The organism is Alteromonas sp. S167 (assembly GCF_036864375.1).
In the GTDB taxonomy this organism is placed as follows: Bacteria; Pseudomonadota; Gammaproteobacteria; order Enterobacterales; family Alteromonadaceae; genus Alteromonas.
Map to the genome: position 1 here is coordinate 209,286 of NZ_JAZETR010000003.1, position 15,389 is coordinate 224,674.

11 protein-coding genes are annotated in these 15,389 nt (G+C 44.8%); 6 read left to right on the forward strand and 5 right to left on the reverse strand.

Annotated elements, in window-relative coordinates; genetic code table 11:
• Positions 1 to 115: 115 nt before the first annotated feature.
• From V7R35_RS06890 to envZ, 4 genes are all read left to right on the forward strand, one after another.
• Positions 116 to 1,021 carry a phosphoribulokinase gene (locus V7R35_RS06890; RefSeq protein ID WP_334013993.1) on the forward strand — a complete coding sequence of 302 codons (906 nt, stop codon included), beginning with the start codon at positions 116 to 118 and terminating at the stop codon, positions 1,019 to 1,021.
• Positions 1,022 to 1,228: 207 nt separating this feature from the next.
• A complete protein-coding gene (locus V7R35_RS06895; RefSeq protein ID WP_334013994.1) occupies positions 1,229 to 2,329 on the forward strand; it encodes a DUF2855 family protein in 1,101 nt (366 codons plus the stop codon).
• Between the two features lie 195 nt (positions 2,330 to 2,524).
• On the forward strand, positions 2,525 to 3,247 hold the full coding sequence (ompR, locus tag V7R35_RS06900; protein ID WP_334013995.1) for an osmolarity response regulator transcription factor OmpR: 723 nt from the start codon (positions 2,525 to 2,527) through the stop codon (positions 3,245 to 3,247).
• A gap of 51 nt (positions 3,248 to 3,298) precedes the next feature.
• Entirely contained in the window at positions 3,299 to 4,633 is a 1,335-nt protein-coding gene (envZ, locus tag V7R35_RS06905) for a two-component system sensor histidine kinase EnvZ (protein WP_334013996.1), read from the forward strand.
• A gap of 17 nt (positions 4,634 to 4,650) precedes the next feature.
• Here envZ and V7R35_RS06910 read toward each other — a convergent pair whose 3' ends face one another.
• The 5 genes from V7R35_RS06910 to hslR form a co-directional block, all read right to left on the reverse strand.
• Complete coding sequence (locus V7R35_RS06910; RefSeq protein WP_334013997.1) at positions 4,651 to 5,826, reverse strand: MFS transporter; 1,176 nt, start codon at positions 5,824 to 5,826, stop codon at positions 4,651 to 4,653.
• Positions 5,827 to 5,969: 143 nt separating this feature from the next.
• The gene (locus V7R35_RS06915) at positions 5,970 to 8,396 is read right to left on the reverse strand and encodes a TIM-barrel domain-containing protein (RefSeq protein ID WP_334013998.1); all 2,427 of its coding nucleotides are present in this window, start codon (positions 8,394 to 8,396) and stop codon (positions 5,970 to 5,972) included.
• A 279-nt stretch (positions 8,397 to 8,675) separates the two neighbouring features.
• Positions 8,676 to 10,238, reverse strand: coding sequence for a phosphoenolpyruvate carboxykinase (locus V7R35_RS06920; RefSeq protein ID WP_334013999.1), 1,563 nt, complete (start codon positions 10,236 to 10,238; stop codon positions 8,676 to 8,678).
• Between the two features lie 619 nt (positions 10,239 to 10,857).
• Positions 10,858 to 11,757 carry an Hsp33 family molecular chaperone HslO gene (gene hslO, locus V7R35_RS06925; protein WP_334014000.1) on the reverse strand — a complete coding sequence of 300 codons (900 nt, stop codon included), beginning with the start codon at positions 11,755 to 11,757 and terminating at the stop codon, positions 10,858 to 10,860.
• Between the two features lie 23 nt (positions 11,758 to 11,780).
• Positions 11,781 to 12,185 carry a ribosome-associated heat shock protein Hsp15 gene (hslR, locus tag V7R35_RS06930; RefSeq protein WP_334014001.1) on the reverse strand — a complete coding sequence of 135 codons (405 nt, stop codon included), beginning with the start codon at positions 12,183 to 12,185 and terminating at the stop codon, positions 11,781 to 11,783.
• A gap of 129 nt (positions 12,186 to 12,314) precedes the next feature.
• Between hslR and gspC the strand changes: the two genes are divergently transcribed.
• The gene (gene gspC, locus V7R35_RS06935; protein ID WP_334014002.1) at positions 12,315 to 13,244 is read left to right on the forward strand and encodes a type II secretion system protein GspC; all 930 of its coding nucleotides are present in this window, start codon (positions 12,315 to 12,317) and stop codon (positions 13,242 to 13,244) included.
• Positions 13,245 to 13,342: 98 nt separating this feature from the next.
• Positions 13,343 to 15,388, forward strand: a complete 2,046-nt coding sequence (gspD, locus tag V7R35_RS06940) for a type II secretion system secretin GspD (RefSeq protein WP_334014003.1) — start codon at positions 13,343 to 13,345, stop codon at positions 15,386 to 15,388.
• The last annotated feature ends 1 nt before the right edge of the window (position 15,389 follow it).

Below are 15,389 nucleotides of genomic sequence, written 5' to 3' on the forward strand. Positions count from 1 at the left end.
CAAGCAGCCAATCAGGAGTTGCAACTTTTGTGACTCCTTAGCTAACTTCACTCCCCTTGATTCTTATCTCACATCAGCTTATAACTAGTACCCGTCATTCCCAACAAGAATCCCTATGTCTGTAAAACATCCTATTATTGCAATAACAGGTTCTTCTGGTGCGGGTACCACTACCACAACCAACGCCATTCGCCACATTTTCAGAAACTTAAATGTGAATGCAGCAGTGGTGGGCGGTGACAGCTTCCATCGCTTTACGCGCCCTGAAATGGAAGTTGAAATTCGTAAAGCCCAAGAACAAGGCAGACATATCAGTTATTTTGGCCCCAAGGCCAATGACTTTGAGTTACTCGAATCACTTTTCAGAGAATATGGTAGCTCTGGAACGGGCCAATTTAGACAATACCTGCATACGTTTGATGAAGCTGTACCGTTTAATCAAATGCCGGGTACCTTCACGCCATGGCAAGACCTGCCTCAAAATACAGACCTTTTATTTTATGAAGGCCTGCATGGCGGCGTTAAAACAGAAGAAAACGATGTAGCCAAACATGTAGACCTATTGGTAGGCATGGTGCCAATCGTAAACTTAGAGTGGATCCAAAAGATTGTGCGCGACACTACCGACCGCGGGCATTCTCGCGAAGCGGTAATGAGCAGTATCGTTCGTGGCCTTGACGACTACTTCCATTATATTACGCCGCAGTTTTCACGCACTCACGTTAACTTTCAGCGTGTACCAACTGTAGACACTTCAAACCCATTTAGTGCCCGCGAAATTCCTACTCAAGACGAAAGCTTCGTAGTGGTGCGCTTTAGACGTGAAATGAAAAACGTCGACTACCCGTATTTATTGAAAATGATCGACGGCGCCTTTATGTCGCGCATCAACACATTGGTGGTGCCAGGTGGAAAAATGGGCTTAGCCATGGAGCTAATTCTGTCTCCGCTGCTTGAGGATATTCTTAATAAGAAGCGCAGAGCAGGCCATCAGATGGACTGGTTAAGCACCGACGAGTAGCGCGTTTATTTCCTAAATATACATTTTTCACAGTGTACTTTTAGCGCTACGCATTTTTAGCACTACATATTTCTAGAGCTATGCATTCTTCGCTCTTTAATGTCTTGCACTATACATTTTTACTATAACAATATATTTACAACTGTAAGTCGTATTGTGTATGTAACTGGTTCAGTCTAGTGGGAAAGAACCAAGGAAGCACACTGTATGACAACATTTACCAGCCAACAAATTTGGGTAAACCAAGAAAACCTTAGCCAAACAAAAACCGTGCAAACCACTTTTGATGCAACGCAGTTGCTAGAGGATGAGGTTTTGCTAGAAACCGACAGTTTTGGTTTTTCTGCGAACAACATTACCTATGCCGCGCTGGGTTTTAAAATGGGATATTGGGGCTTTTTTCCCACCGAAGAAGTTGGCTTTGGCATAGTGCCTGTGTGGGGCTTTGCCACGGTTAAAGCAAGCCGCCATGCAGATGTTAAAGAAGGTGAAAAAGTGTTTGGCTATTTGCCGATGGCAAGCCATTGGATAATAAAAGCTGGCAAAGTTGCCGACCATGGCTTTAGCGACATTCACGAAAAACGAAAAAGCATAAGCCCCGTATACGACCAATATCTTCGCTGTGCTAACGACCCAGGCTACAACCCATCTAGAGAAGCCTGGCAGTTAAACTTTAGACCGCTGTATATGACCTCGTTCGTGTTAGACGACTTTGTGGCCGATACCTCGACCGGTGAATCCTTGTTACTCTCTAGCGCTTCAAGTAAAACCGCGCTGGGTACCGCACAGTTACTTAAAGATCAAAAGGCACAGCGCGGTGCCAACTATCGCGTTATTGGTCTTACTTCTACAAGTAATGTAGACATGGTAAAGGCATCAAACTGCTACGATGACGTACTGAGCTATGAAGATGTTGCAGCACTTTCAAACGCTGAGCAATATTGGTTATTAGACTTCGCGGCAAACGGCGCGCTTATAAACGCACTTACTGACGTGCTAGGTGAAAAGCTAGCAAAGGTTACGCTGATTGGGGCCACAGACTGGAAAGCCCAAGAAAAACCAAACCCAAAAGCATTAGATGCCGAAATTTTCTTTGCACCTGCACGCGTTAAGCTGCGCCAAAGTGAATGGGGGCACCAGGCATTTTTGGCGAAGTACGCAAATGCATGGCAAAGGTTCGCTACCCAACTTAACGATACCTTCTTTGAACAACACGTTAATGGAATAGATGCAATAACATCGTTATATCTTTCAACCTTACGCGGTGAAGCCGATACAAAAGCCCTTAATGTTCTAACGTTCAAATAGAAAACAGTTATTGCTAAGGCGCTGTTCAGGCCGCTCTTTTTAAAAATAGCGGCTAGCGCTTAAGCTAATAACGGGTTGATTTTATTCAATAGACACTATTTGTAACAATCACTACACACCTTTTACGTTTTCTCTCTTTTGTATTTCTCACCTTGTGGTTATAGTGAAAGAAAAAGTATTTCAAAAGGTATGAGTATGGGTCAGGAAACCTCAAAAATTCTCGTTGTGGATGACGATATGCGTCTTCGTAGCCTATTAGAGCGCTATTTATTAGAGCAAGGTTATCAGGTTCGCAGTGCCGCTAATGCAGAGCAGATGGACAGATTGTTAGAGCGCGAGAATTTTCATCTTATGGTGTTAGATCTTATGCTGCCAGGCGAAGACGGACTTTCTATTTGTCGTCGACTTCGCCAGTCTGAAAACGATATGCCCATCATCATGCTTACTGCAAAAGGCGACGAAGTAGATCGTATCATTGGCCTTGAAATGGGCGCAGATGACTACCTACCCAAACCGTTTAACCCAAGAGAGTTATTAGCGAGAGCGAAAGCCGTATTGCGTCGTCGCAGCTCTGAAGCGCCTGGCGCTCCGTCTAAAGATGTGCAGGTTATTGAGTTTGGCGACTTCAAACTTAACCTTGCTACCCGCGAAATGACAGCAGCTGATAAGCCGCTTACGTTAACCAGCGGTGAGTTTGCGGTATTAAAGTCGCTTGTAACACACCCTCGCGAGCCATTGTCTCGTGACAAACTCATGAACCTAGCAAGGGGGCGTGACTACAGTGCACTTGAGCGCAGCATAGACGTGCAGGTTTCACGTTTGCGCCGCATGCTAGAGGCAGATCCTGCTAACCCTCGTTATATACAAACCGTATGGGGTTTAGGCTACGTATTTGTGCCTGACGGCGAACAAGTTTAGCTTCACAATGCACTTTCAGTTTATCAGCACGATTTTGTCTGAAGGTTTGCCATGCGCTTAATTCCAAAGAGTGCGTTTGGGCAAACCGTAATGCTTATTGGCATCTTGCTGCTGATAAACCAAATTGTGTCTTACGTTTCTGTTGTTACCTACTTTATTCAACCAAGCTATCAGCAAATAAATAGTCTGCTTGCCACACAGGTAAAAGCGGTGCTGGCTAACGATCTGCTTGTCACCAACCAAAAAACCCGTGACGAATACTTTCAGAAAACCCAAGTATCGGTGTTTGATGAAAGCGTAGCGCGTAAGAATGGCCTTGAAACGGCGGTGTACTACGGCTTCATTTCATCGCAGGTAAGTAAGCAATTAAATCAACTGGCAGACGTACGAATTAGTACTGCCACGCAAGCTAGCGACGAAAGCGCCCCGTATATTGTTTGGATATCGTTAAACCGGTATCCCGACACCTGGATTTCCATTCCCATACTTGGGTTAAACGAAGCCAACATTTCACCACTTACTATGTACCTGATGGTAATTGGTATCTTAAGTGTTGCCGGTGGCTGGCTGTTTGTAAGGCGCATGACCCGTCCACTGAAGGCGTTGCAGAAGGCAGCTATCTCTGTGGGTAAAGGTGAACATCCTGCGCCGTTGCGTGAACAGGGCAGTACAGAGATGATTCAGGTTACACGCGCGTTTAATCGAATGAACCAAGGCATCAAACAATTAGAAAACGACCGTAATATTATGACTGCGGGTATTTCTCACGATTTGCGCACGCCATTGACGCGAATTCGTCTAGCGTCTGAAATGCTGCCGGAAGATCAAGACTGGATAAAAGACGGCATTGTTAAAGATATTGAAGATATGAACGCCATAATCGACCAGTTTATTGATTATGCGCGCTATGATACCGAAGAAGTAACTCAAGAAACCGACCTTAACGCGATTATTGCTGAACTAGTTCAAGCGCGTCATCTTGACGAAAAGCACCATATTGAGCTTAAGCTAAATGCCATACCACCGCTACCACTGCGTCGTATTGCCATGAAACGGGTAATAGACAATTTGATTGAAAATGCCTTTAAGTATGGCTCGGACGACATTGCAATAAGTAGCTTTTATAACCGTCACGAAAAGCGTGTGTACTGCAAAGTGCGCGATTTTGGGCCAGGTATTCCACAAGACGAATTGAACAACGTGTTTATGCCGTTTGCACAGGGCGATAAAGCCCGAAATTCATCAGGCTCAGGGTTGGGGCTTGCCATCATTCGACGAATAATTGAAGCACACGACGGTGAAGTAACCCTTCGAAATCACCCTCAACAAGGTCTTGTAGCCGAGTTCTATATTCCCTTCTCGCCCTTTAAAGACCTTCCCAACTAGTAAAGTTAGCCGTTAGTTTAAGCCTGAATTTGCTGCTTTATTTTTCTGCTGTAGCCGTAGGTTGCTAGCCATAGCAAACATCCACCAACGGGAATTACCCAAAAAGCGGTGGAAAGCGGTACGAAGTTGGCCCACAGCCCGGTTGAAAATGAAGACACCTGAACACCCGTAGAATTGCCAATAATAGCAATGCCTGATAGAACCGGCCCATTGTCGCTATCGATATTCATTGCCGCCGACAGTGCTAATGGAAATAACCCACCTAGCCCCAAACCTAACAATAAATTACCCGCACCAATGCCGTATAGACTGGGCATAAGCTTAAGCGCAAATACGCCAGCAAATGACATGGTTGCCATTAATAACATTAAGCGATGCACCGACACAAAACGCAGTAAAAAAGCGAAGGTAAGGCGACTTATTACCATGCCTGCGGTAAAACACGCTAACAGGTTGCGCGACTGTTCACCCGTAAAACCAATACCGTTTTGTGCATAGCTTACAAACCAGTTTGCGTTACCAAATTCCACCGCGCCGTAGCCAAAACTTAGCAGCGCCAAAAACATAAAAACGGGCTGCTTGATAATAACGCCAAAAGCCAGTGTTTGCTTTGGCGCTTTAGGCTGTCCTTTAAGTACTTTGGCCTGAGAGCGTGCTGCAATAAACGCATAGCAAGACAGTACCAACATAACGCCAGCAAGCACTTGAATGGGCAGGCGCCAATTCTCTTCAACAAGGTAGAGCAGCGTTACAAAGAACGACGCTGCGAACGTGCCTAAGCTGAACATGAAGTCCATTAGCCCCATCATAGTAAAGCGCTTTTCAGCGTACATTCGCGCTATAAGTGTATGGCCAATGGTAAAAATGGTGGAGCTAATAACACCAATAAACACAGCTAACACTAAAAACCATTGCCACGAACTCAGCATCGATACCATAAGCAGCAACAGGGTATTAATACTAAACAAGCTGGCTAGTAATGGCATGAACTCAAATCGGCTTGCATATTTACCGCCAAGCACAGCACCTAACATCATGCCAACCGAAAACAAAGAAAACAGCGCACCACTTACAATTTCAGACATCGCTAATTCTGTGGCAATGTTGGGCAGCAGAATACCCCACAAAATAAACAGTTTCCCAATAAGGAAAAAGCCCGCAAAAATAACAATAGTGGCAGGAAGTCGGCTCATTAACGCTCCGTTTTATTTTGCGAAAAAAGGTGAGAATGGCATGGATACAAGGTGCACAGCGCACCTTGTACTGATTATGAAACCGACGTTATGTTACTGAAGCTATACGTAGAAATATACTCAGAAATCGCACGTAAAGCCGATTACTTTGCCAGTGTAACAACCACTTCTTGCTGGTAATCACTTGAGATTGTGACCGAAAGTGTTTTCTTCTCATCATCCCAACGCATGTCAGCAGCTTTATCATTAACTGATGCCGAACGCGGCTTTTTAGACAAACCGTGCACTACATAAGTCACTTCACGGGTTTTCGGCATGCCAATATAACTCCCGTCACTGTGAAGAGTAAGTTCAAGTACGCCGTTCTTCGTGCTGGACGCATTGAATTGAAGCTTAGAATACAACCCCTTTTCAACTGTGTTTGGATTTACGCCATCATCGTCGTAAAGCGTGTATTCCGATGCGCTTGCACTTTCATCATGCCAATAGTGCATAGTGAAAGCCTTCGCTGAATATGCTTCGGTACGAGATACGCTTTCAACCATAGGAACAAAAGCGCCTGCTTTCACCCAAACGGGGAAGTTTTCTTGGGTAAGCGGGTAATTAACCGTTTGTCCGCCTTGGTATTTTGTATGTGAAAAGAAATCAAACCATACGCCTTCAGGCAGCGAAGTTTGCCACGTGCTTTTGTTTGGCTCGGTAACCGGTGACACTAAAAAGGCATCACCCCACATATAACTGTTTGCGTCTTCGAACCATTTGTCTTCATTAAACGCTATTGCCAGTGGGCGCATAAGCGGCATACCAGTAAGGGAATTTTCAATAGCCAGTGAATAGTTGTAAGGCAACATTTTGTAGCGCAATTTTATAAAATCGCGAGCAATAGACTTCACAGGGTCGGCGTGGAAAATAGGCTCTGGCGCAATGTTATCTTGCGCATGCGGCCTAAAAACAGGCGAGAACGTACCGAACTGTAACCATCTTGTATATAGCTCTGCATCGAAGGTTTCTCCGCCTGCAAAGCCACCTAAATCTGAATGGGTATAAGCCAAACCAAACACGCTCATCTGCAATGCCAGTTCAACCTGTGGCTTCAATCCACCCCAGCTTCTGCTAACATCGCCCGTCCAAGGCACCATGCCAAAGCGTTGGCTACCCAAAAAGCCAGAGCGCATTAATACAAAAGGGCGAGTGTTAGGCTGAAGCGCTGTTAAGTTGTTATACACGGTTTTAGCCCACTGATGGCCATAAGCATTGTGCACTTCTGCACCACTTACTTTTGTCGACTGCCACATGTGCTGAATATCGTCTGGGTGCACTTCAGGCTCGCCTAAATCGCCCCACCAACCAGCTACGCCTTGCGCAGCAAGTTTTTCGTAGTATTGCCAAAACCAGTCTTGTCCATTTTCACTGAACACATCGACTAGCCCGGTATTACCGAAATAAAAATCGAACGTGTAAGGGGTGCCATCGGCTTTAGTGGCTAGTGCATTTGCACTGGTTGCGCTATCCCACTGCTTAGATGTGGTTAAAATGAACGGTTCGGTAATCAATACCGTTTTTACATCTTGCTCACGAAGGCTTGCAATCATGGCTTCTGGCTCAGGGAATGCTTCTTTGTCCCAGCTTAAATTCCCCATATGCCCTTTTATGTCTTTACCAAACCAGTAAAGGTCTAGTACTACAGCATCGACAGGAATATCTTGTCGGTTAAATTGATCAACAACATCCATTACCTGCTGCTGCGATTTGTAGCCAAAGCGAGATGCAAAGTTACCCAGTAACCAACGCGGTGGAAGTGGCTGCTTGCCCGTCACGGCTACTGTTGAAGTTACCGTATCTTCCAGACTCTCCCCCAACACCATAATGTAGCTGGCGCGGCCGCCTTGTGCGCTAAACAGTAATTCGTCGCTGTTAGTTTTACCAATGTCTAACGTACCAGAAGCGGTGTTATCAAACAGAACGCTGTAATTTTTCGACGACATCACTGCAGATAAACCGTAATACATTTGGTTTGAAGACGTGGTGTAGCCATAATGCGCTTTGTTGTATAACGGCATGCTGTGACCACGACGATCCATGCCTAAAACACGCTGACCGCCACCATACAGCTTTTCATTTTCATCTAACGTAAAAGACAGGCTTACACCATTATCCGAAATGCTCAATCCACCTTGTTCTTTCGCTACTACTTTGCCGTTTACGGCGTAGCTAATGGCATGAGTCGCTTTATCGACATGGGCAGCAACGTTATTGAATGTAAGGGTAACGGTGGTTTCCGTTTCTACTAGCTCGATATCGCCCGCGATGTTTTTTGAAACCGCATTCAATGTTTGCTCAGGAAGTGCCATAGAAGGCAGATGTGCGTAAGGTGTACCCTTACTATCCGTAAGGTAGGTTACTTGAAAGCTGTTGTTATGCAGCGCCCTAACCGTAAAGTCATTGGTATCCGTATCGATGGTAAGCGTTGCATTTTCAAGTGTTGCTGTTTGTACTTCCGCTAGCGTGCTAGCCGAAAAAAATGCCAAACCAGCACATGCAAGTGCTAAACGCTGTTTCCTGTCTATCATGCTTAAAACCTTTTTATGCTTCGAGCGGTGCGCACTGAAATAACGAAGCGCGCTTAATTAAAGCCCATTTATGTACGATGAATGATAGCCAGTGCATCGCTCAACTTAAATAAACATACGTATTCATAATGTTAATTTTGTTAACAAGCTACGCTTCAGGCTTTAATCATAGGTTTTAGAGGCACAAAAAAGCCCGCACATAAGCGCGGGCTAAACATCAATCACGTTGAGCGTGATGAACGTTGGGAAGAGTCAGGCAGATAGCTAATTCAAAGCGAATTAGTTACCCGGACCTGCTTTTACGATAGCGTCGCTAACGTCATATTTTTCAAAGTTTTGTTTGAAGTCGTTAACCAAGTTGGCTGCATATTCTTCGTATTTCGCTTTGTCTGCCCATGTGTTTTGCGGAACAAGCAAGTTGCTGTCAACGCCTGGAATAGCCACTGGCACGTCAAGGTTCAATGCGTCGATGTGCTGTGTTTCAACGTTAGCAAGTTCACCCGATACAATTGCATCAATAATGGCACGCGTTGTTGGAATATCGAAACGACTACCTGTTCCGTAAGGACCGCCAGTCCAACCGGTATTTACTAAGTAAACTTTAGCGCCAAATTCTTTCACACGCTTAATAAGTAGCTCAGCGTAAACACCTGCTGGGCGCGGGAAGAATGGTGCACCAAAGCATGTAGAGAACGTTGATTCAATATCGCTTGTAGAGCCAATTTCAGTTGAACCTACTTTTGCGGTATAGCCGCTAAGGAAGTGATATGCTGCCGCTTCTTCGCTTAGTACCGAAACCGGTGGTAGAACGCCGCTTACGTCACAAGTTAAAAAAACAACAGAGCGAGGCTCGCCACCACGGTTTTCTTCAACACGTTTCTCAATATGCTCAAGTGGGTAAGCAGCACGTGAGTTCTGCGTAAGTGATGTATCGGTGTAGTCTGGCGTACGTGTTTCATCTAGCACTACGTTTTCCAAAATAGTGCCGAACTTAATAGCATTCCAAATTACTGGCTCGTTCTTTTGTGAAAGGTCGATACATTTAGCATAGCAGCCGCCTTCAATGTTAAATACGCTGCCTGGTGCCCAGCCGTGTTCATCGTCACCAATTAAGAAACGTTTAGGGTCTGCAGACAATGTAGTTTTACCGGTACCTGAAAGGCCGAAAAACAACGTAGTGTCACCTTCTTCACCCACATTTGCCGAGCAGTGCATAGGCAAAACGTCTTTTGCTGGAAGTAGGAAGTTTTGTACAGAGAACATGGCTTTCTTCATTTCGCCCGCATAACGCATACCCGCAATCAGTACGCGCTTCTTAGCGAAGTTGATGATTACAGTACCGTCACTGTTTGTACCGTCGCGCTCTGGGTCACAAGTAAAGCCAGGCACATTTAGGATTTGCCATGGTTGCTCATTATTTACATTCCACTGTTCAGGAATGATAAATAGGTTACGTGCAAACACATGCTGCCACGCAGTTTGCGTGCGAACTTCAAGCGGTAAGGCGTGATTTACATCAGAGCCCACTTGAAGGTGAGACATAAAGTGTTCTTGAGTAGCGAGGTAAGCTTCAACACGACTCCACAACGCATCGAACTTGTCTGAGTCGAAAGGTTTGTTCACCTTGCCCCAATCAATGTCGTTCTCGGTTGTTGGCTCTTTAACAATAAAACGATCGTTTGGTGAACGACCCGTGCGCTTGCCCGTTTCAACTACCAATGCACCGTTTTTGTCTAGCACACCTTCACCGCGTTTTACCGCGCGTTCGATGAGCTCTGCGTTAGAAAGATTAACCAACGGAGCTACATTTAGCTCGGTTGGATTTGAAGCTGCTGCGGTCATACCTGTCACCCTATACGTAATTTTTCAAAAGCACTTTCAAAAAAATACCACTCGCTAGAGTGTAAAGTAAACAAAGGCTTTGGCGCATTTTTAAATTATATAACCACTATTTACCGCCCTCCACTTTCATAAATATTGTAAATTAATTACAAAGCAAACCTTTTCATTGCATATTCATTCATGAATTTAGCAAAAAGCCGTATTCCTGATCGCTTAATTTCCTAATAAAAAAACATGTAATATTTTTTGAAAATTTTCAGCTTCACTTTCATAAAAAGAAAACACTGCGTGCAGACATAGTTTGAACACTTACCAGTGATTAAAAATCAACCAAATGTGAAGTGTTATGGCTTACAAGAAGAAGCGGAGGAAAGGCGTAAAAACTGCTAGACGGAAACTTCTACTTAAAAACTGCTACATTAAAACAGCAAAACAAAGCACACGCTTGGCAAAATTCAGAAACAAAAAAGCACCTACGTTTACCTTTGCAAACTAGGTGCTTTGAATGATTAACGGTTCACGTATTTATTACCTGTCGATAAACGTGAGCTCTGCTTACCGATGAAGTAGCTTACCGATAAACTGGCGTTTATTAAGCGTTAAATTGTCAGGTTCAACACTACTGATTTGAAGCCGGAGCACCAAAGTTGCCATTGTGAATTGCTTCAACGTCAATGCTATCGAAGCGGTATTCTGCATGACAGTATTGGCAATTCATTTTTACTGCGCCTTCTTCTTCAATAATGGCAAGAAGCTCTGCTTTTTCTACGTGACGCAACGCCTCTGCGCTGCGCTCTTTCGAACACGTACAGGCAAACGACACATCTTTTGCTGGATAAACTTCAACGTCTTCTTGGTGATAAAGACGATACAAAATATCTTCTACCGATAGCGAGAACATTTCTTCTTGCGTTAATGTTTCAGTTAGCTTGGTAATATGCGCAAACTCATTTGCTTGCGACACATCAGTGGCGCTGGCATCCGTTGGTAGTACCTGAAGTAACACACCTGACGCTTTCGCATTTTCAGGATCGCTTAAATCAGTTAATAAATGCACGCTGGTCGCAAGCTGTTCTGACTGCTCGAAGTAACTTTCAATACATTCAGACAGGCTTGGTTTATCAAGCGCAACAACACCCTGATAGCGTTCGCCCTCATCTGGGGTAATAGTAATAACCAACACCGCTTGTGTTAACAATTCAGAGAATGTTTCAGGTAACGTAGCTAACGATTCATCCCAGCGGGCAACACCGCGAAAGGTTTGATCATGTGTTGCATTAATCACTGCATAACTTACCGGGCCTTTACTTTGAATTTGCAGAGACACTTCGCCTTTAAACTTCAACGTTGCCGTAAGCAGCGATGTTGCAGCCGCCATTTCGCCAAGCAGCGTTTGAATTTGAACGGGGTACTCGTAGCTATGCACAATTTGCTTCAAGCTGTCGTTCAGCCTTACTAGTTCGCCGCGCACGTTTGCTTGAGTAAATAGAAAGCGGTGTAATTTATCAAAATCGCTCATAGGTATTCCTGTCTTGCAACACGTTACTGCTGCTTAAAATTAATAATCTGTCTTCGTTGCTTTTTGTCTGGTCGTTTTTCAGGCTTAGGGCTGTGAAATGCGTTCATTTTTCTTGCCGCCTGATTTTCTTCACGTTTTGTTACACTTTCGCTGGTTTCTTCATAAAGTGCTTGCGCTAGCGGTGCGCTTAAGCGCTTATCACTTAAGCCTAGCACCTTTATTTCACGGTAATCCCAACCAGACGGAACTTTTACCATGGCATTAAGCTCTACATGCTTACCAGGTTTAGCCCTTTGGCCGTTGTACTGAACCTTCCCCGACTGCACCATATCTCTGGCTATTGCGCGGGTTTTGAAGAACCTTACAGCCCACAGCCACTTGTCCAGCCTGACGTTTTGTGTTGTATTGTTGCTTTCCGATTGGCTCATGTAATAATTTCGTAATGGTGGAGCTTTAGTGTTGTGACCCCCACCTTTACTAGGCTATTATGGGTTTTGCTAAAGCGCGGTTAACCAAAAATTCACTTTATTATAATAAGTAGTACCATAAGTGGCAGCATGACATTCAATAAACCCAACCCACAATCTCTGGTTGTTTTTCTGAACCAGCATCAAAAACAGCTACATACGCTTGTAGTGGTTCTGCTTAGCTTGTACTTAATCGCATTCGCCGCCAAGTTAATGTGGCAAATTATACCTGAACCACAGCTGTCTGCGACACCTAGTGTAACGCGTGCTCCAGCACTTTCTTCTGCGTCAGGCAAAAGTGGGGGCGACATACGCAAAATACAACAGCTAAATTTATTTGGAAATGCAGCAGCCAAGCCAAAGGTAGAAGCGGTTGTTGATGTTACTGATGCACCAGAAACCCGATTGAACCTTACGCTAACCGGTGTTGTAGCCAGCTCGGAAGCAGAGGCTGGTACTGCCATTATCGAAAACAGCGGCAGCCAAGCAGTTTATGGCCTTGGTGAAAAAATTGAAGGCACCAACGCAACGCTTCAAAAAGTGTATAACGATCGCGTAATCATTAGAAACGGCGTGCGTAACGAAACATTAATGCTAGACGGTATCGACTATGAAGAAGCGAATCGTCGACGTGAGCAGCTTGCACGATTGCAGCCACAACCAGAAGAAACGACGGATGACGATGAAGACGCTCGAGAGCTTAGCGATGAGGCGCTAGAGGCCACCGCAGCCATTCGCGAGCGCCCAGCAAGTTTCACCGATTTTATTTCTATTTCGCCAAAGACTAACGAGGGCCAGCTCATTGGCTATCAGGTTAGCCCCGGACAAAAACCTGAGCTGTTTAAATCAGCAGGTTTACAAGCTGGCGATGTAATTACTCAAATTAATGGTTTTGACTTAACAGACCTACAACAATCGCAAGAAGCCCTTTCAGAGCTTCGAAGTGCACAAACCATAGCATTAACAATTATTAGAGATGACAGCTTAACTACCCTGTATCTAGACTTACCTGAGTCATAGAACAATAAATAAATTGGCAATACAGGTAATAGGTAGTAAGCAGCGGAATATAACAACTACACCGCGCATCGACAGATTAGGAAATGAAGGAAGTTAGAATGAAAAGGCGCACTGGCCAAAAAATATTATCTCGCTTGGGCACGGCAATGTGTACAGCACTTCTGTGTTTCTCAGTAACCGCTGCTGAGTACATGCCTAACTTCAAAGATACCGACATTAATGAATTTATTAATATTGTAGGTAAAAACCTTGAACGCACCATTATCGTCGACCCGAACGTTCGCGGTAAAATTAGCGTTCGTAGCTACGATATGCTGAATGAAGACCAGTACTATCAGTTTTTCTTAAACGTACTACAGGTTTACGACTTTGCCGTTGTTGAAATGCCAAGCGGCATTTTGAAAGTGGTTCGCTCTAAAGACGCAAAAACATCAAACATCCCTGTTGTTGAAGGCTCTAAACGTGACGGCGATGAAATGATTACTCGCGTTGTGCCCGTTTACAATGTGCCAGTGCGTGAACTTGCGCCTATTCTACGTCAGCTAAATGACCAAGCCGGCGGCGGTAATGTAGTAAGCCACGACCCTTCAAACGTAATGATGCTGACTGGACGCGCAGCGGTAGTAAACCGTTTAGTAGAAATTATTGAACGCGTTGACCGTGCTGGTGACGAAGAAGTAGAAATTGTAAAACTTCGCTATGCGTCAGCATCTGAAATGGTGCGTATTATCGACAGCATTAATAAGTCGCAGGGTAAAGCAAATACAGGTGGTAAGTCTGAGCCTCGTGCAGTTGCAGACGACCGAACAAACTCGGTTATTGTAAGTGGTGATGTAAAAGCCCGTCAGCGCCTGATTAACCTTATTCAGCGTATGGACCAAGAACTTGAAACGAACGGCAACACGCGCGTTATGTTCTTAAACTACGCCAAGGCTGAAGACTTAGTACAGGTTCTACAAGGCGTATCGGCCAGCATTCAAGCAGAAGAGCAAGGTGGTACAAACACATCGCGTCGTTCGGGTTCAAACCGCGAAATCAGCATTGATGCACACGAAGACTCTAACGCCATCGTAATTACCGCAGAACCAGATATGATGCGCTCACTAGAAGAGGTAGTTCGCCAGCTAGACGTGCGCCGTGCGCAAGTACAAGTTGAAGCCATTATTGTTGAAGTATTTGAAGGCGATGGCGCAACCCTTGGCGTACAGTGGGTATCGGAAGACGGTGGTGGCACGCAGTTTAATAACGGCGTTATTCCTGTGGGCTCATTAGCTGTGGCGCTTCGTCAGGCAGAAGACCGCGAAGTAAACCGAACTAACGTGACTGCAAATGGTGAAGTTGTTGAATCAACTGAAACTATTGAAGGCGATTTTACTAACCTAGCAAGCCTACTTGGCGGCGCTAACGGTATGATTGCAGGTATTATTGAAAATGGTTGGGGCGCGGTAGTACAAGCAGTGAGTACCGACACTAACTCGAACATTCTTGCCACTCCGCACCTAACGACCATGGATAACGAAGAAGCCTTCTTTATTGTGGGTCAGGAAGTGCCAATTATTACCGGTACTACAACTGGCGCAAATAACTCTAACCCGTTCCAAACGGTAGAGCGTCAAGAAGTAGGTATAAAGCTTAAAGTTACACCACAAATTAACGAAGGCGACGCGGTACAACTGCTTATCGAACAAGAAGTATCAAGCGTAAGCGGTGCAACATCAGTAGATATTTCTATCAACAAGCGTGAAATTAAAACCACGGTAATTGTTGATGACGGCGGCACCATTGTACTTGGTGGCCTAATTGATGAAGACGTACAAGAAAGTGTGTCAAAAGTGCCGTTACTAGGTGACATTCCGATTCTTGGGCACTTATTCAAGACATCATCTACCAGCAAGCGTAAGCGTAACCTAATGGTATTCCTTAAACCTACCATCGTGCGCGACGGTGCAACTACCAACGAAATAAGCCATCGTAAGTACAACTACATGCGTGCGCTACAGCTTAAGCGTCAGCAGGAAGGGGTTTCGTTAATGCCGTTCACCGACACGCCAAGCATGCCTGAGTGGAATGATGCATTATCACTACCGCCATCGTTTGAAGAGTACCTTCTAGAGAAAGAGAAACAAGAAGAAGGTAACGACTAAT

Excerpts from the sequence above, each read along its gene's own strand:
- V7R35_RS06890 (WP_334013993.1), top strand. The coding sequence starts at position 116 with ATGTCTGTAAAACATCCTATTATTGCAATAACAGGTTCTTCTGGTGCG.
- V7R35_RS06895 (WP_334013994.1), top strand. The coding sequence starts at position 1,229 with ATGACAACATTTACCAGCCAACAAATTTGGGTAAACCAAGAAAACCTT.
- ompR (WP_334013995.1), top strand. The coding sequence starts at position 2,525 with ATGGGTCAGGAAACCTCAAAAATTCTCGTTGTGGATGACGATATGCGT.
- envZ (WP_334013996.1), top strand. The coding sequence starts at position 3,299 with ATGCGCTTAATTCCAAAGAGTGCGTTTGGGCAAACCGTAATGCTTATT.
- V7R35_RS06910 (WP_334013997.1), bottom strand. The coding sequence starts at position 5,826 with ATGAGCCGACTTCCTGCCACTATTGTTATTTTTGCGGGCTTTTTCCTT.
- V7R35_RS06915 (WP_334013998.1), bottom strand. The coding sequence starts at position 8,396 with ATGATAGACAGGAAACAGCGTTTAGCACTTGCATGTGCTGGTTTGGCA.
- V7R35_RS06920 (WP_334013999.1), bottom strand. The coding sequence starts at position 10,238 with ATGACCGCAGCAGCTTCAAATCCAACCGAGCTAAATGTAGCTCCGTTG.
- hslO (WP_334014000.1), bottom strand. The coding sequence starts at position 11,757 with ATGAGCGATTTTGATAAATTACACCGCTTTCTATTTACTCAAGCAAAC.
- hslR (WP_334014001.1), bottom strand. The coding sequence starts at position 12,185 with ATGAGCCAATCGGAAAGCAACAATACAACACAAAACGTCAGGCTGGAC.
- gspC (WP_334014002.1), top strand. The coding sequence starts at position 12,315 with ATGACATTCAATAAACCCAACCCACAATCTCTGGTTGTTTTTCTGAAC.
- gspD (WP_334014003.1), top strand. The coding sequence starts at position 13,343 with ATGAAAAGGCGCACTGGCCAAAAAATATTATCTCGCTTGGGCACGGCA.